This is a genomic window from Aeromonas sp. 30P, assembly GCF_051919805.1.
In the GTDB taxonomy this organism is placed as follows: Bacteria; Pseudomonadota; Gammaproteobacteria; order Enterobacterales; family Aeromonadaceae; genus Aeromonas; species Aeromonas veronii.
Genome location: NZ_JBQBEA010000001.1, coordinates 3710989 through 3729134, shown reverse-complemented (window position 1 = coordinate 3729134; position 18146 = coordinate 3710989). Strand labels below are relative to the sequence as shown.

The window sequence follows — 18146 nt, the reverse complement described above, 5'->3', positions numbered from 1 at the left end:
ATGACGAACCCTACTGTCGCGGTGGATGAGGTGTATTGGAATCCCATGGTACCGGAGCTGTCTGTTACCGATCTGGCTCGAGCTCTGGTTTTCTATACCGGTTTGTTGGGCTTCTCGGTCCGCTATCGGCGCGATGACCCTCCTTTTGCTTATCTTGAGCAGCAACAGGTACAACTGATGCTGGAGCAGGTACATCCGGCGGGTTGGCAGGTCGGGGCGCTGGAGCCACCGTTCGGTCGGGGGATCAATCTGCAGATGGAGCTGACCGAGATCCAGCCGCTACTCGACCGCTTGCAGGCCGCCGAGATTGCACTTTTCCGGCAGCCCACTGAGGTCTGGTATCCAGTGGGCGAGATGCTGGCCGGGCAGCGCGAATTTTTGCTGCAGGATCCCGATGGTTATCTGTTACGGTTTGTGCAATATCTGGGGGAACGAGCGGCTGACTGACAAGATCAAAATCTTAACCATCTGATTTTAAAGGACTGTCAGATGTATGTCGGCTATCTGTCGTGTCACCTTTCGCGGCGCAAGCCCTATGCTGGTCCTGTCAATTACCACAAGGAGTTCGAGATGATCGTCAGGAAGTTGAGATTGCAACGGGGTTGGTCTCAGGATCAGTTGGCAACGTTGACTGGTTTGAGTGTCCGCACTATCCAGCGGATCGAGCAGGGGCAGCAACCCGGACTGGAATCTCTCAAGGCCCTGGCCGCCGTCTTTGAACTCGATGTGGCTCAACTGGATGGATCAGAGCAACAGGAGCGCGAGATGAGAGGAAGTGACACTATGGGTCAGGATGCGGTGCAGGTATCGGCAGAGGAGCGGGCGGCAATGCGCTATGTGGAGGAGCTCAAGGGCTTCTATCACCATGTCGCCAGCTACGTGGTGGTGATCTGCGGGCTGTTTGTCATCAACTACCTGAGCAATCCCGAGTACATCTGGGCCTGGTGGCCAACCCTGGGTTGGGGGCTGGGACTTGCCTCCCATGCTGTTCGGGTGTTTCAGCCCTTCAAGCTGTTTGGCCCCGAGTGGGAGAGGCGCCAGATCGAGAAGCGGCTGGGGCGCAAGTTGTAACTTCATTCGCCGGAAAACAGGGAACCTAAAACAGCAAGCCCGGCAGATTGCCGGGCTTTGTTATTGGAACGGGTTGTGGCAATCCGTGCGGCAGCGATCGCGACCGCCTGATTGCAGTGCTACCCCTAGCTGGCGTGGACCGGGCAGGGGGTGGCGATCAGCGCATCATCCTCGTAGCGCCACAGGGTCAGGCTGTTGCCCCAGACACATCCGGTATCGAGCGCCTTGATATCGCTCTTGCCGGTGTTGCCCATCAGGGCTGCCCAGTGGCCGAACACCAGAATGGGGTCGTCCACGTGATGCTCGCGCTGCTCGAACCAGGGCCGCAGGCCCGGGGTCGACTCCTTGGGGCCCTTCTTGCATTTGAAGTCGAGACGACCGTCGAAATAGCAGAAGCGCATCCGGGTGAAGGTGTTGATGATGTAGCGGTAGCGGTCGATCCCGACCAGATCATCTTTCCAGCCATCGGGCTGGTCGCCGTACATGTTGTGCAGCAGCCAGCTGTACTGGTCACCGCGCAGCAGGCTCTCTACCTCGCGGGCGCAGTTGCGCGCGGTGCGGACATCCCATGCGGGGGAGATCCCGGCATGCACCATCATGATGGGGAGATCCGGATGTTCGGCCAGCAGTGGGCGGTGGCGCAGCCACTCCAGCAGTTCATCCCGATCAGGGGCATCCATCAGGCTTTGCAGCTTGTCTTTCTTCTTGAGCGGTGCAACGCCATCGGCGACCGCCAGCAGGTGCAGGTCGTGGTTACCGAGCACGGTGACGGCGCGGTTGCCCAGCCCTTTGACAAAACGCAGGGTATTGAGGGAGTCCGGGCCGCGAGCGACCAGATCGCCGCAGAGCCAGAGCACGTCATTTTCGGGATCGAACGTGGCAAGATCCAGCAGACGGCGCAAGTCGTCGTAACAGCCCTGGATGTCACCGACAAAACAGTTCGCCATGAAACCTCAGTTGATAATATTGGGGATGGCCAGCGTGAAGGGGGCGATGGGCGCCTCAAACTGCTGACCAGAGCCATCTTGCAGGGTATAGCTCCCTTCCATCACCCCAAGCGGGGTCGCCAGCGGCACGCCGCTCTGGTAGCGGTAGGTCTCACCTTCGGCAATGACGGGTTGTTCCCCGACCACGCCCGGGCCTGCCACTTCCTGCATCTTGCCATTGGCATCGGTGATGAGCCAGCGCCGATGCAGCAGTTGCACCGGGCCGGGCCCCAGATTCTCAATCTCGATCAGATAGTGAAACTGGTAAGGGTCTTTGGAGCCCGCCACATACACGGGGTATGGGCGGATCTCGATGTGCGGGAGTGCCACAGGATCAGGCCTGTTGCTGATCCGCCAGCCAGTTGGCGATCATGACAAACTGCTCGAGGGAGAGATTCTCCGGGCGCAGGTTGCCATCGATACCAAGCTCGGTCAGCTGGGCGTCGGTGATGAAGTTGGAGAAGCTGTTGCGGATGGTCTTGCGACGCTGGCCAAAGCCCTCGGTACAGACGCGATTCAGACAACGAATGTCTTTTGCGACTATGGTCGGATTCTTGTGCGGGATCAGGCGAACCACGGCAGAGTCCACTTTCGGCGCCGGTTTGAAGGCGCCCGGGCCCACTTCCAGCACAGGCACTACCTGACAGTAGTACTGGGTCATCACGCTCAGCCGGCCATAAGCCTTGCTGCCCGGGCCAGCGGCCAGACGCAACACCACTTCTTTTTGCAGCATGAAGTGCATGTCTTCAACCCGGTCGGCAAACTCGCACAGGTGGAAGATGAGCGGGGTGGAGATGTTGTAGGGCAGGTTGCCGAAGATGCGCAGCGGCCCCTTGCCTTCACCCATCAGGGTGCCGAAGTCGAAACGCATGGCATCAGCTTCGATGACGGTCAGCTTGTCTTTGAGGGTCGGGTGCTCGCGCAGGCGAGCTGCCAAGTCCCGGTCAAGCTCGACCACGGTCATTTTGTCCATCTGGGCGGCGACCGGTTCGGTCAGCGCGGCCAGACCCGGACCGATCTCCACCAGATTCTGACCCGGCTGCGGGTTGATGGCGGCGACGATCTGATCGATCACATACCGGTCGTGCAAGAAGTTCTGACCGAAACGCTTACGGGCCGTGTGGCCCATGTGCACCTTACTGCTCATATCTTTTTTTCTCTACCATCTTGATGGCGTGGTTAATCGCGGTGACAAGGCTACCCGGATCGGCCAGGCCCTTGCCTGCCAGATCCAGCGCGGTGCCGTGATCCACCGAAGTGCGGATGAAGGGAAGCCCCAGAGTGATATTGACCGAACTGCCGAAGCCCTTGTATTTGAGCACGGGCAGCCCCTGGTCGTGGTACATGGCGAGTACCGCATCCGCATCCTTGAGGTATTTCTCCTGGAACAGGGTGTCGGCCGGCAACGGGCCGACCAGATCGATCCCTTCCTGGCGCAAAGTAGCCAGGGCGGGTTCGATCACGTCAATCTCTTCACGTCCTAGATGGCCACCTTCCCCGGCATGAGGGTTGAGGCCGCAGACGTAAATACGGGGTTTGGCGATGCCAAACTTGGTGGCGAGATCCTCATTGAGGATCCGGATCACCTTGCCGAGGCGATCCTCGGTGATGGCCATCGCCACATAGGCCAGCGGAATATGGGTGGTCGCCAGTGCGACCCGCAGCCCCTCGGTTGCCAGCATCATTACCACATCTGCGGTGTTGGATTGCTGGGCAAAGAACTCGGTGTGGCCGCTGAACGAGACCCCGGCCTGGTTGATGATCCCCTTGTGCGCCGGCCCGGTCACCACGGCGGCAAATTCGCCGCTCATGTTGCCATCACAGGCGCGCTGCAGGGTTGCCAGCACATAGGCGCCATTGCCTTCGTTCAGCTCGCCCGGCACCACGGGGGCGCCGAGGGTGACCGGACAGACGGTCAGGGTGCCCGCCCGCTGCGGATGATCAGGGGCGGTTGCGTCATAGGGCTCAAGCTCGATGGGCAGCCCAAGCAGGGTCGCCCGCTCGCGCAGCAGCGCCGGATCGGCGATCACCACCAACTGGTGGGGCCAATCCTGCTGGGCAATCTGCAGCACCAGATCCGGGCCGATCCCGGCCGGTTCGCCCGGGGTAACGGCAAGGCGACGGCAGCTCATCAGCTACCGGCTCCTTCGATCTGGATGTAGGCCTCGTCACGCAGCTCATCCAGCCACGCCTGGGACTCTTCCACGAAGCGGCGATTGTAGATCAGCTGGTAGGCGCGCTGCTCCTGAGCCTTGTCGGTCGCATCCTGGCTGCGGCGATCTTCCACCTGCACGATGTGCCAGCCGTGGCTGGTACGGAACGGGGCACTGATCTGGCCCGGTTGCAGACGGTTGACCATGTCGCGGAACTCCGGCACATAGACGTTGGGATCAGACCAGCCCAGTTCGCCACCCTGCACCGCAGAGCCTGGATCTTCGGAGTACTTCTCCGCCATGCTGGCGAAGCTGGCCTTGCCGCTCTTGATGTCGTGCAGAATGCCATCCAGCATCCCCTTGGCTTTCTCTTCGCTCAGGATGATGGAGGGCTTGATCAGGATGTGACGGGCTTTCACCTCGGTCTGCATCACTTGCTGCTGGCCCTTGGTGTCGAACACCTTGACGATGTGCAGGCCGGCGCCGGAGCGCAGCGGGCCGACGATGTCGCCCTTCTTGGCGCCCTGTACTGCTTCCGCCATCAGGGTCGGCATCTCTTGCGGGCTCATCCAGCCCCAGTCGCCCCCTTCCAGCGCCTTGGGGCCGTTACTCTCGGCAATGGCCAGTTTGCGGAAGTCGGCACCTTGCTTGAGGGCGGTCAGAATGCGCTCGATCTTGCTCTTGGCGGCATCCAGCTGGGCGGCAGTGGGGTTGTCCGGCAGGGCAATCTGGATATGGCCGACGTGGTATTCGTTCTGCTGTTGACCCTGTTTCTTCAGGATCTCCACCACCTGCTTCACCTCCTGCTCGGAGATGTTGATACGGCGGCGCACCTGATTGCGGCGCACCTCGTTCATCAGGATCTCGCGGCGAACCTCTTCCCGATATTGGGCATAGGTCATCCCTTCACGGGCGAGCTGGGCGCGCAGCTGATCCAGGGTCATCTTGTTGTCGGCAGCGATGCCCTGAATAGCCTGTTCCAGCTGGGTGTCGCTGATCTTCAGCCCCTGGCGCTCCGCCAGTTGCAGCTGCAGGCTCTCCTGGATCAGGCGATCCAGCGCCTGTTTGCGCAGGGTGGCATCGTCAGGCAGGGACTGGCCGCTCTCCTTGGCGGAGAGTTTTACCTTGTTGACCAGTGCGTCCTGTTGGCTGGACAGCACCACGTCCTTGTTGACCACGGCCAGCACCTTGTCCATCAGCTCGGGCGCAGCCAGTGCGGCCTGGCTCATGGCGCCGAACATTCCCGCGGTCAGCAGGGCAATCAGGGTCTTTTTCATATCCATCTCTCAAGGCTGGGCCAGCATCATTGCTGGCCTTTCAGATTAAACGGGCGAACATAGGGCAACAGCTCGGTATCCAGTGTGACGCTGCGGCCACCTGTACCCACGCTGCCAAGTCCCTTCATTTCAAACTGCAGACCAATGACTTTTTCCGAAGTGGGCTTCAGGGTGACGTTGTCCGGCTGATTGTGCCACTCCAGGCTCATATTGATGCTCCAGCAGCAGGAGTCGTATTTGACACCAATCTTGCGGTCAATGTTCACATCCTGCTTGATGTCACGGTAGTAACCACCATACATCTGCCACTGATCGGCGATCGGCGCCATCATCACCAGACCCGCCTGGCTCAGATCTTCTGCCAGTGCCGTGTTGGTCGGATAGCGATAGTCCAGGTTGCCATCCTTGATGTAGCGGTAGTTGACCTGAGTGGTCAGCTTGCCGGTCCGGTACTCGACTGCACCGTTGCCAGCCGTAAATTCACCCTCGGAGGTATCGTACTGGGTTCCTGCGTGGGCAAACCACTCATCGGTGATCCGGGCATCCCCCTCAAACGAGAGCAGGGAGCGTGCGTTGGTACTTTCCGGATCGGACGAGTAGAGGCGCACCTTGGGTGGTGTCATTTCGAAGGCCTGGGCCACCGCCAGACGCAACCGTTCATCACCCACATTGTCATAAACCCGGCTGGTCAGGCCAACGGTGACCCGGTTGGCATCGCTGATGCGGTCGAGACCGGCAAAGCGGCGATCGCTGAACAGGCTGTAGTAGTCCTGACGGGTGGTGGTGGTGTCGTAGATCCCGATCTCGTCCTGATTTTTGTAAGGGATATAGAGGTACTGGAACTCGGGCTCCAGGGTCTGGGTGCCCTTGCCATCATACCAGTCGAGCGGCCGATCGAAGTTGACGCCCCCCTTGAGGCGGAAGGAGGGCAGAGTACGGGTAATGGTGCCCTCTTTCAGGGTCAACTGTTTGCTGTCTGCATCGGTGAAGCGGCTGCGGTCCTGGCTAACCAGATTATCGGGTACCTCCTGGTTGTAGGAGGTAAACATCAGTTTGTACTGACTGGTCAGGTAGTAACCCGGCGCATCCACCAAGGGCACAGTCAGGGTGGGTGCCAGATGCAGACGGGTGGCGGTATAGCGCTCACCGGCTTGCTGGATGGTGGCACTGCCGCTGTTATAGCCAAACTTGGTCAGTTCGCTGTTCCAGGCCAGATCGAACCACTTGCCCTGCTGGAAGTAGTTGTAGTCGATACGCGGCAGCATCTCGTGGGGTAGCAGCGCATACGGACTCAGGATCTGGTAGCGGCGCACCTCGGAGGTGAGGTTCCAGTTGTGCTGGTAGTAGCCGGCGGTAAAGGATTGTTGCAACTGGCTGTCGACCTGAGTGCCGACCTGTGGGCTGAAGTCGTTGAAGTAGTTGTAGTCCTTGTCACGCACCTGGGTGTAGTCGATGCCAAAACGCAGGCTGCCATCCATCAGGGCTGAGCCGTGTCGGACGTTCATCATGTAGCGATGGCCATCGGACAGGCTAGCCAGACTCGGATTGCTCGGGCTGTACTGCTTGTCATCCGCCAGATTTTCAAAGTACAGAATACCTGCATGTGCGGGGTCCGGCATGTAGCGGAACTCCACCTGTTCCATCAGGCCGCGTTTATCCATAAAACGGGAGGTGATGGTGGCATCATAGTTGGGGGCAATGTTCCAGTAGAAGGGCTGGGTGATATCCATGCCGTTGCTGGAACTTTGCTTGTAACCCGGGTAGAGCAGACCGGTCTTCCGCTCATCCTTGATGGGGAAGTTGATATAGGGGAAGTAGAACACCGGGTAGTCATAGAGCCAAAGGCTGGCGTTCCAGGCTTCGCCAAACACCTCTTTCTGGTCGATGTCGATGCTGCCCGCCTTGAGGGTCCACACTTCCTGACCGGGGGGGCAGGTGGTGTACTGGGCCCCCTCCATGGTGATGTTCTGGTTGTTGTTGGTCATCACCACGCGCTTGGCAAAGCCGCGCACCGGTGAGCCATGCACCTGATACTTGCCCTCTTCCAGTTCGGAGTTCTTGGTATCCAGGTTGGATTTGAGGGTCTTGTCGCTGGTGACGGTCACCTGACCGTCGTTGTAATAGATGTTGCCGATGGCGATGACATCCCGGCTCTTCTGGTCGAGCTGGGCATAGTCGGAGTCAAACTTGCGAACACCCTGACGAACCTTGACGTCACCTTCATAGACGGCGGTGCCGCCCTGTTTGGCCTCGAGACGGTCAGCATCAACCTCGACCGGCTGTGCGTTGGCATCCTGATCCGATGCAGGCTTCTCTATCTTGGGAACATAGTCATAGCAGAGACTATCTAGAATGCCGGTGGCTGGCGGCGCTTCGAACGGGGCCGCCTGCACCATCATAGAGGTGAGTGCGGGGGCCAGGCTGATAGTCAGGGCGATGGGATAGCGGTACCCCAGTGTCCATTTTGTCATGTGAAAGACTCGTGCAATCCGTGATAGATACGGTTGATCCAAGGCATGCATTTTACGACAGGTTTCATCGAGTTGACATTGCATGTCATTGCTTTATGTTAGCCGGCAATGATAAAGCATTATTGCGGCCAGGGCTAACAGCCAAGTGCTGCTTTCCACCTTGGTCCTCTACTTATGCACGATCGCGATTCCCTGCTATTGCAGTGGGCACGCCGTATTTCCGGTGATGCCAATCTTCAGTTGACCCTCATTTCCGGTGATGCCAGCTTCCGCCGCTACTCTCGTGGTGGTGGTCTTGTGTGGGTGGATGCCAATCCGAAAACCGAAAAAAATCATGAGTTTGTTCGTAACGCGGCCGCCTTGCAGGCGCGTCAGCTGTTGGCGCCAGAGGTCAAGGCGGTGGACTACGAACAGGGTCTGCTGGCGGTCAGTGATCTGGGCGATACCCAGCTGATCAGCTGCCTGAACGAGCACAACGTGCTGGCCTGGTATGGCAAGGCGATTGATTTGCTGCCCCGCCTGGGGGCGGTTGAACTGGCGCTTGAGCCCTTCGATGCGGCATTTATGGCGCGGGAGAACAGCATTTTCCCCGAATGGCTGCTGGGTCATCATCTGCAGCTGACCCTGAGCCATGGAGAGCAGCAACTGCTGGACGAGACCTTTGCCTGCCTCACCGCCTGCAATCTGGCCCAGCCGCAGGGGGTGATGCATCGGGATTTCCACAGTCGCAACCTGATGGTATGTGGCGGTGATACCCCCGAGAGCAGCCGGCTGGCCATCATCGATTTTCAGGATATGGTCATCGGGCCGCTCACTTATGATCTGGTCTCCTTGCTGAAAGATTGCTACGTGCGCTGGCCGGACGAGGTGATCGATGAAGGGATGCGCCATGGCTTTGCCACCCTGCAACAGGCGGGTCTGCTTGGCGAGCTCGATTATGCCAGTTTCCGTCGTGATGCCGATCTGACCGGCATGCAGCGCCACCTCAAAGCGGCCGGAATCTTTACCCGGCTCTATCATCGCGACGGCAAGTCCGGCTATCTCAAGGATATTCCCCGTACCCTCGGCTATGTGGTGGATGTCTGTCGCACTCACGGTAGTGCCTACCCGGGATTGGCCCGTTTTGGTCAGTGGCTGGAGCAGGTGGTGTTGCCGGGGATCGCCAATGCTGGAGTTAAATCATGAAGGCGATGATCCTGGCCGCTGGCCGTGGCGAGCGGATGCGCCCGCTGACCGACCTGCTGCCCAAGCCGCTGCTGGCGGTGGGGGGCAAGCCGCTCATCGTTCATCACATCGGAAAACTCAAAGCCGCTGGCGTGACCGAGTGGTGATCAACCATGCCTGGCTCGGCCACAAGCTGGTTGAGAGCCTTGGTGATGGCAGTGCGCTTGGCGTGACCATCCACTGGTCAGCCGAGGAGAGCGCGCTGGAGACCGCAGGCGGCATCGTGCAGGCGCTGCCACTACTGGGGGCAGACCCTTTTCTGGTGATCAACGGCGATACCTGGCTCGATCTCGATTATCACACTCTGGTCAGCCAGCCCCTGGGCGAGGATCTGGCCCACCTTTGGCTGGTGCCTAATCCGCCCCAGCACCCGAGCGGGGACTTTGCCCTGCAAGAAGGGCGAGTCATGGATACGCCAGCGTTTACCTTCAGCGGGGTCGGACTATATGATCCGGCGGCCTTTGCCGGTCTCGCGGGCGGCGCCCGCAAACTGGCGCCCCTGCTCCGTGACTGGATGGCGCAAGGGCGGGTGGGCGGCAGCCTGCTCGCTGGCGAGTGGCGTGATATCGGCACGGTCGATCGACTGCGCGAGCTGGATGACCAGCTCCAGGCCCGCACTCATTAACTTCAAGAGGTCTTGAACCATGCGTATTTGGGGTAAGGTGCTGGGCGCCTTCTTCGGTTTTCTGCTCGGCAATATCATCGGCGCCCTGATTGGCCTCTGGATCGGCCACCGTTTCGACCGTGGCATGGGGCTGCAGGGGGCGTTTCGTCGCGGTCCGAGTCAGGAGCAGCAAGCCGTCTTCTTCCATGCCACTTTCTCGGTGATGGGTCACATCGCCAAGTCCAGCGGCCAGGTGACCGAACAGGAGATCCGGGTTGCCTCCAACCTGATGGATCGTATGCGGCTGGCGGGCGAACAGCGTGCCCGGGCGCAGGAGTCGTTTCGTCTCGGTAAGGAGGCCGACTTCCCGCTGCGCGAGACCCTGGCCGAGTTCCGCCGTGCCAGTCTGGGGCAGCGCGACATTCTGCGCTTCTTCCTCGAGGTACAACTGCAGGCGGCCTTTGCCGACGGGCGGGTGGAGGAGGGCGAGCGCGCCATTCTGCATACCATTGCCGACGAGCTGGGTTTCAGCCGCATCGAGTTGGCCCGCATTCTGGCGATGGCCGAAGCGCAGATGAACTTCTTCAATCAGGCCCATGGCAAGTATCAGGGGGGCGGTGCGGGTGGCCAGCAGTATCGGCAGGCGCCTCCCTCGGCGGATCGCCTCAAGAATGCCTACCAGCTGCTGGGGGTAAGCGAGAGCGACAGCGATCAGGATATCAAGCGCGCCTACCGCAAGGAGATGAGCAAGCATCACCCGGACAAGTTGGCCGCCAAGGGGTTGCCGCCGGAGATGATGGAGATGGCCAAGGAGAAGACCCAGGAGATCCAGCAAGCCTGGGAGTGGATCCGCGAGGCGCGCGGCATCCGGTAAGCGCCAACGTCAGGTTGGAACAGACAACAAAAAGCCCCGCAGCAGTGCGGGGCTTTGTTTTGTTGTTTTATCCGGGCTGGCTTACTTGGCCGGAATCGCTTCCAGCACGTGCACCAGCAGTTGCCAGAAACGCTCGACCGCCGGGATATGTACCTTCTCGTCAGGGGAGTGGGCACCGCGGATGGTCGGGCCGAAGGAGACCATGTCCCACTCCGGATAGGCGCTCTTGAACAGACCGCACTCGAGACCGGCGTGGATCACCATCACGTTGGGCATGGTGCCGAACAGGGTCTGGTAGCTATTGCGTACCAGCGCCATGACGGGGGAGTCCACGTTCGGCGCCCAACCCGGATAGGCACCGGTGAATTCGCAGCTGGCGCCTGCCAGGGTGAACAGGGAGCGGGTCATCTGCTCGATGCTCTCGCGGCCGGAGTCAATCAGGGAGCGGATCAGGCACTGGACGTACACTTCGCCATCCTGAGTCTTGATGACCCCCAGGTTGGTAGAGGTTTCGGTCACGCCGGGCATGGCATCGCTCATGCGCATCACGCCGTTCGGGCAGGCCATCAGGGCATCCAGCAGGCGCTGCTGCAGGGAGACGCTCATCAACTTGGCCGGTTTGGCGGCGTTGTTGACCAGCACGGTCAGGTTCGGCTCGGTGGCGGCCAGCTCGGTCTGGTAGATCCCGGTGTAGCGGTCAACCAGCGCCTTGAACTCGTTTACGCTGGCAGAAGGCACCAGCAGGGTGGCGCGAGCTTCGCGTGGGATGGCGTTGCGCAGGGTGCCGCCGTGGATCTCGGCCAGACGAACACCCAGCAGCTCTGCTGCTTTGAGCAGGCGAACCAGCAGCTTGTTGGCGTTGCCACGACCGCGATGGATATCGCAACCGGAGTGACCGCCGCGCAGTCCTTTCACGGCCAGCTCGAGGGCTTCGCCTTCCGCAGCATCAACCAGCTCAAGCGGGAAACGGATATTGGCATCCACCCCACCGGCGCAGCCCATATAGACCTCGCCATCCTCTTCGGAGTCGGTGTTGAGCAGAATTTCGCCCTCCAGCCAGCCCGCTTCCAGACCGAAGGCGCCGGTCATGCCGGTCTCTTCGTCTGTGGTCAGCAGCACTTCCAGCGGACCGTGCTTGATGGTCTTGTCAGCCAGCACAGCCAGGCAACCGGCCATGCCGATGCCGTTGTCGGCACCCAGAGTGGTGCCACGGGCAGTGACCCACTCGCCATCTACATAGGCATCGATGGGGTCGGTCGCGAAGTCGTGTTTGGTGTCGGCGTTGGCCTGCGGCACCATGTCGATGTGGGCTTGCAGTACCACGGCTTTGCGGTTTTCCATCCCCGGGGTGGCCGGTTTCTTGATGATGATGTTGCCGACCTTGTCCTGCTTGACCGCCAGACCTTCCCCTTGAGCCCATTGGATGATCCAGGCGCTCAGTTTGGCTTCATGTTTGGAAGGGTGGGGAATGGAGCAGATCTGTTCGAAGAAATGCCAAATCAGTTTGGGAGAGAGAGAGCTAAGCTGTGCCACGTCGGGACTCCTTACCAGCACGGAATTAACAGGGCCCCATCAGCGGGCCGGGGAAGAGGATAACGATAATACAGTCAATCACACAAAAATGTGAGCAATCAGCGCAAATCGCAGGCAGCTTGTGCTGGCTGATGGCAACCAGGCAGTACGATCGTCAGGTTCGGACGACGCTGACCGATAGAAAAGAAAATGTGTGACCGATCTCACAAAAATATTGAATTTAACGCACCGACTGGTAAATTAGCTCCCGTGGTTCGCCACCCGTCAGGATGACGATGAAAGCCTCCAGGGAACCGAAGCAAAGCAAGTGCGCCTCCATGGAACCGAGTGTTCGTTCAAGGATTTGAGCCCGCATTAAAGGTACGTAACTTGTTAAGCAATCAGGAGTTTCAATATGCCAGGCAGCAACTCAACCTATTGGTTTGCCCCTTCTTTGTATACCCAGGGTTTCAGCTACCCTAACCCCTTCGTCACTCGTCGCTAAGACGAGCTGCCCAACCAGGCAGAGGCGAGAAAGCAGCAGGTGCGTGAGGTAAATCCTCCCCCTGCTATTTTTTTATCTGCGATTTGCCGCACAGCCCATTTGGACTCGGCAGCAGGGATGGCAGGTTAGTCGTTTGGCGCTCGAGATATGCGGAATGGAGAGGGGGATGCCGATTTTTCCTGTTTTTGGCATACGTTTGCCAGGCATTTTCTCTGCAAACGGTGCTATCATATCGGCCCAATAGCCTGTCCGCGGTTTGGACACATCATCTAACCGATCGCCGGATAAGCCCATCTTGCTTCCATTGTTATCAGATTTGCTGCCGAGGCTTAGCCCTGAGGCAGCCGAAGTGCAATCTGAATTCAGTCGGGCAAGGGCCGCCATTTACTGGCATCCGCAGGGATAATTGCGGGTGTTTTTTTTAAGTGATTGTTTTTAAATAACTATTCGAGATCGATAACATGCCGAAAAAGTTCTATGTGTCGTGGGACAACCTGCAACGTGAAGCTCGCCGTCTGGCCCGTCGTCAGCTGCCTGTCAGCCAGTGGAAAGGTATCATCGCGGTCAGCCGTGGTGGCCTGGTGCCCGCAGCCCTGATGGCCCGTGAACTTGGCATTCGTAATGTGGAAACCCTCTGCATCTCCAGCTATGACCATGACAGCCAGCGCGAGCTGGTGGTCGTGAAGGCTGCCACCACCGCCGGTGACGGCGAAGGTTGGTTGGTGGTGGAAGATCTGGTGGATACCGGCACTACCGCCAAGGCAATCCGCGAGCTCTATCCGAAAGCCAAGTTCATCGCGATCTTTGCTAAGCCGATGGGCGAAGCGCTGCTGGACGATTTCGAAGTGGCGATCCCGCAGGATACCTGGATTGAACAGCCGTGGGATATGGCACTGGAGTTCGCCACACCGATCTGCGACGAAAAGTAACGGGATCGGGATGTGACGCTCGCTGCGTTCATTGGTCGCAACCGGCAATAATGGTTTCACAGGGCTCCAATTTGGAGCCCTGTTTTTTTGTGTATCAATCTGTTGCAGGGTGGCTGATGGGCAGTAAAAGTGGTTAAGATGAGCTATTGCCTGATATGAATGGGACACTATCTTGGACTTGAACGAAGACCTAAACCTGACCGAACAGCTCTTTACCCGCGTCAAGAAGGTATTGGAAACATCCGAGATCTCCAACTCCAGTGCGGCTGATCTGGCGCAAGCCGAGTCAGACGAGATGTTTATCGACGGCTCCATGTCAAAGAGCTGGTATCGCCTGCTGCGTCGCCCCTCTTGGACTTGGCAGGGGGCAGACCCCATCGAAGTGGAGCAGACCCTGGCCCGTATCGCCATGGCGACCGGCGAGCGCACCCATGACTGCTATCTCGATACCATCAAGGGCTATGTGCCCGGCAACTGGATCTACGAATGGAGCCAGGTGGCTGGCAACTATTTCAAGCAGGGCCGCGAACTGCGCGAGAAGGGGGATACTTCTGGCGCCCTGAAGCAGCTGCTCAAGGCGGTGCGCTACTACTCCATCGCCAGCTATCCCCATCTCAAGGATGACGAGCTGGCGGATCAGGCCCAGCTGCTCGGTAACATGGCCTATCGCGAGGCGGGTCGCCTGTTCAAGGTGCCGCTCAAAGAGATCCAGGTGCCTTTTCGCGGCAAGCATATTCAGGGTTATCTCCACCTGCCGACGACCGAAAAACCGGTGCCGCTGGTGATCATCAGCGGCGGGATTGACTCCCTGCAGCTCGATTTCCTCAACTTCTATCTCAAACGGCTCGAGCCCAACGGTATCGGCATGCTCTCCCTCGATATGCCCGGGGTTGGCTATGCCGAGCATTGGCCGCTGGTGCAGGATACCAGCCGTCTCCATCAGGCGGTGCTCCATTACCTCTCCGAAGTGGCCTGGGTCGATCATCAGCGTATCGCCATGGTGGGGATGCGTCTGGCGGGCAATATCGCAGCCAGACTGGCCTTTATCGAACCCTTTAAGCTGCGCACCGTGGTTTGTGTCGGCGCCGGGGTCAATCAGGTGTTTACCAATCAGGAGCTGTTTGCCAAGTGTCCGCGCATGATGCGGGACAGTCTGGCCAACCGGTTGGGGGCGGATGCGGCGCAGTGGGACGGCATGCGTACCAAGTGCCAGGTTTTTTCACTTAAAACACAAGGATTACTGGGGACTCGCACCTCAGTGCCGATATTGAGTATTGGACACAAGCGAGATTTTATTTGTCCCGAGCAGGATGTACGGGCATTGGCGGCGGCCAGTCGTAACGGCAAGGCCATCGTATTCGACAAACAGCCTTTGCTGGAAGTGTATGACAAGGCGCTGGACGAAATCGTCGAGTGGCTGAAACAGCATTTGTGTACCTGACATTGCGCTAAAAAACTGACGCCATCCCGAGGTGGCGCGGCTTGTTTAACAGGGAGGTTAACATGTCTGAAAGAGTGACCTACAAGCGACTGCTGAGGCAGTTTGCTGCCATTGGCCCCTATTTGCGTGAGGATCTCTGCGAAGAGGGGCGTTATCGTTTCGACTGCCTGTCGGTCTGTGTCAGCGCCAAGCCGGCGCCGGACAAGCGGGAGTTCTGGGGCTGGTGGCTGGTGCTGGAGCAGGACGATCACCATTTCCGTTACCACTATCAGCTCGGTTTCTACAATGCCGATGGTGAGTGGCTGGACAAGCCGATCCCCAAGAAGCATCAGGTAGAAGTAGAGCGGACCCTCAACTGTTTCTACAAGCTCATCAGCGACAAACTGACGGCACTGGAGTGCCAGTTAGCGCCAGCGGATCAGGTCACCAATGAGTTGACCGTGACCGCCGCTTGATCCCTGATGCCCGGCGAGCAGCATCCCGCTGTTTGCCGGGCCATCAGTCAGCCATCTCCCCTTCCGACCGTAATCATCTGGGCTTTGCCCCATCTCTTCACCCCGGCGTTAATTGCCTTGCAGGGCACCATGGCCGTGGGTATAAAGATATTCCTTACTTTTTTAGCCTTTATGCTCCCATGGAAAACAGAACCATAGTCGTCAAGTTGGGCACCAGCGTGCTCACAGGGGGGTCTTCCCAGCTCAATCGTGCCCATATGGTCGAGCTGGTCAGACAGTGTGCGGCCTTGCACCGTCACGGCCATCGGGTCGTGGTCGTCACATCAGGCGCTATCGCCGCCGGGCGTGAACATCTGGGTCACCCGCCACTGGCGCCAACCCTGCCCAACAAGCAGATGCTGGCGGCGGTTGGTCAGACCCAGCTTATTCGGGTATGGCAGGATCTGTTCAACCTCTACGGTCTGCATATCGGCCAGATGCTGCTGACCCGCGCCGATCTGGAAGATCGGGAGCGCTACCTCAACGCCCGCGACACCCTGCGCACTCTGCTCGATCACCGCATTATTCCGGTCATCAACGAAAACGATGCGGTGGCGACCGCCGAGATCAAGGTCGGCGACAACGACAACCTCTCCGCGCGGGCCGCCATTCTGGCGGATGCGGAGCTGCTGATCCTGCTGACTGACCAGAAGGGGCTCTTTACTGCCGATCCGCGCACCAATCCCGACGCCCAGCTCATTGAAGAGGTGCAGACCATCGACGATACCCTGCGCTCGCTGGCGGGTGACAGTGTCAGCGGCCTTGGCACCGGCGGCATGGCTACCAAGCTGCAGGCCGCCGATGTGGCCCGTCGAGCTGGCGTCAACGTGGTGATCGCGACCGGCCAGATGCCGGAGGTGATCGGCCGTCTCGCCAAGGGCGAGCGTATTGGTACCCTGTTCCCGGCGCTGGCGTCCCCGCTGGAAGGGCGCAAGAGCTGGATCCTGGCAGGCCCACCTCCTCACGGCGAAGTGCATGTGGATCAGGGGGCTGTCGCCGCCATGAAGGATAAAGGCTCCAGCCTGCTGCCCAAGGGGATTGTCGCCGTCAAGGGCGACTTTATTCGAGGCGATGTGGTGCGCATTCTTGATCCCAAAGGCGCCGAGTTGGCGCGCGGTATCTGCCGTTACGACCATCTGGAGCTGGACAAGCTGCGCGGCGTCCACTCGGATCAGATTGAGCAGGTACTGGGCTATGGCTACGGCTCTGTGGCCATCCATCGAGACGATATGGTGCTGCTCTAATCAGAGCTGCACGGTATGAACAAAGGGAACCGAGATGAGTCTGGAGAAAATGGGGCTGGCGGCCCGTGAAGCCGCCTATCAGCTGGCTACCATCAGCACGGCGCAGAAGAATCGGGCGCTGGCCGCCATTGCCGATGAGCTTGAGGCGCGCAGTGAACAGATCCTCGCTGCCAACGACAAGGATATTGCGGCTGGCCGTGAAGCGGGCTTGTCAGAAGCGATGCTGGATCGCCTGCTGCTCAATCCGGCCCGGCTGGCCGGTATCGTGGCGGATGTGCGCAAGGTGATCACGCTGGATGATCCGGTCGGCGCCGAAATGGATAGCCGGGTGCTGGAAAATGGCCTGCGGCTCTCCCGTCGTCGGGTGCCCATCGGGGTTATCGGCGTCATCTACGAGGCGCGCCCCAACGTCACCATCGATATCGCCAGCCTCTGCCTCAAGACTGGCAACGCCAGCATATTGCGTGGCGGGCGCGAGACCTTCCACTCCAATCTGGAGCTGGTGCGGGTGATCCAGCATGCCTTGGCGGCCTCCGGTCTGCCCGAGGCGGCGGTGCAGTACATCGACAACCCGGATCGGGCGCTGGTCGGCGAGTTGCTGCGTCTCGACCGCTATGTGGACATGATCATCCCCCGTGGCGGTGCCGGCCTGCACAAGATGTGCAAGGAGAACAGCTCCATTCCGGTCATCATCGGCGGGTTCGGCATCAGCCATATCTTCGTCGACGAGAGTGCCGATTTGGTGCGCTCTCTGGCTGTTATCGACAACGCCAAGGTGCAGCGCCCCTCCGCCTGCAACGCCCTCGATACCCTGCTGGTGCACGAGAAAGTCGCTTCGACATTCCTGCCGCAACTGGTGACGCTGATGAACAAGCGCAAGGTGACGCTGGTGGCCGCGCCCAACGCCATAGCGCTGCTGGCGGGTGCCGACAACCTGTGCGAGGCTGGGCCGGAGGATTTCGATACCGAGTGGCTCGGGCTGACCCTGGGGGTCAAGTTGGTGGCAGACGTCAACGAAGCGCTGGCCCATATGCGCGAGCATAACGCCGGCCACTCCGATGCCATCCTGACCAACGATCTGGCCAACGCCGAGCGTTTCGTCAACGGAGCCGGTTCGGCGGCGGTCTATGTCAACGCCTCCACCCGTTTCACCGATGGCGGCCAGTTTGGGTTGGGGGCGGAGGTAGCGGTGTCGACCCAGATGCTGCATGCCCGTGGCCCCATGGGGCTGACCGAGCTTACCAGCTACAAGTGGGTAGGGCAGGCCGATTACCTCAGCCGAGCCTGATAACCGGTTGTGTCAGATACAAAAATGCCGACCCCTTGGGTCGGCATTTTTGTTCGCGTGCATCGCGCCGATA

The 18146-nt window shown here is 59.5% G+C and carries 16 protein-coding genes and 1 pseudogene; 10 read left to right on the top strand and 7 right to left on the bottom strand.

Features of this window, described 5'->3' with window-relative positions; all coding sequences use genetic code 11:
- Positions 1-447 (top strand): bleomycin resistance protein, encoded by a 447-nt coding sequence (locus tag ACTG2B_RS17325; RefSeq protein ID WP_181269922.1) that lies wholly within the window; start codon positions 1-3, stop codon positions 445-447.
- A gap of 123 nt (positions 448-570) precedes the next feature.
- On the top strand, positions 571-1071 hold the full coding sequence (locus tag ACTG2B_RS17320) for a 2TM domain-containing protein (protein ID WP_021231934.1): 501 nt from the start codon (positions 571-573) through the stop codon (positions 1069-1071).
- Positions 1072-1196: 125 nt separating this feature from the next.
- Here ACTG2B_RS17320 and ACTG2B_RS17315 read toward each other — a convergent pair whose 3' ends face one another.
- Genes ACTG2B_RS17315 through lptD form a run of 6 tightly spaced genes read right to left on the bottom strand, consistent with a single transcriptional unit; the run spans position 1197 to position 7958 of the window.
- A complete protein-coding gene (locus tag ACTG2B_RS17315) occupies positions 1197-2018 on the bottom strand; it encodes a symmetrical bis(5'-nucleosyl)-tetraphosphatase (protein WP_069526582.1) in 822 nt (273 codons plus the stop codon).
- A gap of 6 nt (positions 2019-2024) precedes the next feature.
- The gene (gene apaG / locus ACTG2B_RS17310) at positions 2025-2387 is read right to left on the bottom strand and encodes a Co2+/Mg2+ efflux protein ApaG (RefSeq protein ID WP_040065073.1); all 363 of its coding nucleotides are present in this window, start codon (positions 2385-2387) and stop codon (positions 2025-2027) included.
- Between the two features lie 4 nt (positions 2388-2391).
- A complete protein-coding gene (gene rsmA / locus ACTG2B_RS17305) occupies positions 2392-3204 on the bottom strand; it encodes a 16S rRNA (adenine(1518)-N(6)/adenine(1519)-N(6))-dimethyltransferase RsmA (RefSeq protein ID WP_005339016.1) in 813 nt (270 codons plus the stop codon).
- The gene (pdxA, locus tag ACTG2B_RS17300) at positions 3194-4189 is read right to left on the bottom strand and encodes a 4-hydroxythreonine-4-phosphate dehydrogenase PdxA (protein WP_439996502.1); all 996 of its coding nucleotides are present in this window, start codon (positions 4187-4189) and stop codon (positions 3194-3196) included. The genes rsmA and pdxA overlap by 11 nt, the downstream gene beginning before the upstream one ends.
- Positions 4189-5487, bottom strand: a complete 1299-nt coding sequence (gene surA, locus ACTG2B_RS17295) for a peptidylprolyl isomerase SurA (RefSeq protein WP_439996501.1) — start codon at positions 5485-5487, stop codon at positions 4189-4191. Before surA ends, pdxA begins: the two co-directional genes overlap by 1 nt.
- 26 nt (positions 5488-5513) lie before the next feature.
- Complete coding sequence (lptD, locus tag ACTG2B_RS17290; protein ID WP_429202841.1) at positions 5514-7958, bottom strand: LPS assembly protein LptD; 2445 nt, start codon at positions 7956-7958, stop codon at positions 5514-5516.
- A gap of 174 nt (positions 7959-8132) precedes the next feature.
- Here lptD and ACTG2B_RS17285 point away from each other — a divergent pair, with 174 nt between their 5' ends.
- The 3 genes and pseudogenes from ACTG2B_RS17285 (at position 8133) to djlA (ending at position 10660) form a co-directional block, all read left to right on the top strand.
- Positions 8133-9143 carry an aminoglycoside phosphotransferase family protein gene (locus ACTG2B_RS17285; protein ID WP_439996500.1) on the top strand — a complete coding sequence of 337 codons (1011 nt, stop codon included), beginning with the start codon at positions 8133-8135 and terminating at the stop codon, positions 9141-9143.
- A pseudogene (murU, locus tag ACTG2B_RS17280) lies at positions 9140-9807 on the top strand (N-acetylmuramate alpha-1-phosphate uridylyltransferase MurU). Before ACTG2B_RS17285 ends, murU begins: the two are co-directional and overlap by 4 nt.
- A 19-nt stretch (positions 9808-9826) precedes the next feature.
- A complete protein-coding gene (gene djlA, locus ACTG2B_RS17275) occupies positions 9827-10660 on the top strand; it encodes a co-chaperone DjlA (protein ID WP_439996499.1) in 834 nt (277 codons plus the stop codon).
- Between the two features lie 81 nt (positions 10661-10741).
- Here djlA and ACTG2B_RS17270 read toward each other — a convergent pair whose 3' ends face one another.
- A complete protein-coding gene (locus ACTG2B_RS17270; protein ID WP_439996498.1) occupies positions 10742-12193 on the bottom strand; it encodes an aminoacyl-histidine dipeptidase in 1452 nt (483 codons plus the stop codon).
- A 945-nt stretch (positions 12194-13138) separates the two neighbouring features.
- Here ACTG2B_RS17270 and gpt point away from each other — a divergent pair.
- The 5 genes from gpt (at position 13139) to ACTG2B_RS17245 (ending at position 18073) form a co-directional block, all read left to right on the top strand.
- A complete protein-coding gene (gene gpt, locus ACTG2B_RS17265; protein WP_005339007.1) occupies positions 13139-13606 on the top strand; it encodes a xanthine phosphoribosyltransferase in 468 nt (155 codons plus the stop codon).
- A 172-nt stretch (positions 13607-13778) separates the two neighbouring features.
- Entirely contained in the window at positions 13779-15047 is a 1269-nt protein-coding gene (gene frsA, locus ACTG2B_RS17260; protein ID WP_064338704.1) for an esterase FrsA, read from the top strand.
- Between the two features lie 62 nt (positions 15048-15109).
- Positions 15110-15502, top strand: coding sequence for a sigma factor-binding protein Crl (gene crl, locus ACTG2B_RS17255; protein ID WP_439996497.1), 393 nt, complete (start codon positions 15110-15112; stop codon positions 15500-15502).
- A gap of 179 nt (positions 15503-15681) precedes the next feature.
- Positions 15682-16785, top strand: coding sequence for a glutamate 5-kinase (proB, locus tag ACTG2B_RS17250; protein ID WP_439996496.1), 1104 nt, complete (start codon positions 15682-15684; stop codon positions 16783-16785).
- Between the two features lie 34 nt (positions 16786-16819).
- Positions 16820-18073, top strand: coding sequence for a glutamate-5-semialdehyde dehydrogenase (locus ACTG2B_RS17245; protein ID WP_439996495.1), 1254 nt, complete (start codon positions 16820-16822; stop codon positions 18071-18073).
- Positions 18074-18146 lie beyond the last annotated feature (73 nt).

Excerpts from the sequence above, each read along its gene's own strand:
- ACTG2B_RS17245 (WP_439996495.1), top strand. The coding sequence starts at position 16,820 with ATGAGTCTGGAGAAAATGGGGCTGGCGGCCCGTGAAGCCGCCTATCAG.
- gpt (WP_005339007.1), top strand. The coding sequence starts at position 13,139 with ATGCCGAAAAAGTTCTATGTGTCGTGGGACAACCTGCAACGTGAAGCT.
- djlA (WP_439996499.1), top strand. The coding sequence starts at position 9,827 with ATGCGTATTTGGGGTAAGGTGCTGGGCGCCTTCTTCGGTTTTCTGCTC.
- surA (WP_439996501.1), bottom strand. The coding sequence starts at position 5,487 with ATGAAAAAGACCCTGATTGCCCTGCTGACCGCGGGAATGTTCGGCGCC.
- ACTG2B_RS17315 (WP_069526582.1), bottom strand. The coding sequence starts at position 2,018 with ATGGCGAACTGTTTTGTCGGTGACATCCAGGGCTGTTACGACGACTTG.
- lptD (WP_429202841.1), bottom strand. The coding sequence starts at position 7,958 with ATGACAAAATGGACACTGGGGTACCGCTATCCCATCGCCCTGACTATC.
- ACTG2B_RS17325 (WP_181269922.1), top strand. The coding sequence starts at position 1 with ATGACGAACCCTACTGTCGCGGTGGATGAGGTGTATTGGAATCCCATG.
- ACTG2B_RS17285 (WP_439996500.1), top strand. The coding sequence starts at position 8,133 with ATGCACGATCGCGATTCCCTGCTATTGCAGTGGGCACGCCGTATTTCC.
- rsmA (WP_005339016.1), bottom strand. The coding sequence starts at position 3,204 with ATGAGCAGTAAGGTGCACATGGGCCACACGGCCCGTAAGCGTTTCGGT.
- proB (WP_439996496.1), top strand. The coding sequence starts at position 15,682 with ATGGAAAACAGAACCATAGTCGTCAAGTTGGGCACCAGCGTGCTCACA.
- pdxA (WP_439996502.1), bottom strand. The coding sequence starts at position 4,189 with ATGAGCTGCCGTCGCCTTGCCGTTACCCCGGGCGAACCGGCCGGGATC.
- ACTG2B_RS17320 (WP_021231934.1), top strand. The coding sequence starts at position 571 with ATGATCGTCAGGAAGTTGAGATTGCAACGGGGTTGGTCTCAGGATCAG.
- crl (WP_439996497.1), top strand. The coding sequence starts at position 15,110 with ATGTCTGAAAGAGTGACCTACAAGCGACTGCTGAGGCAGTTTGCTGCC.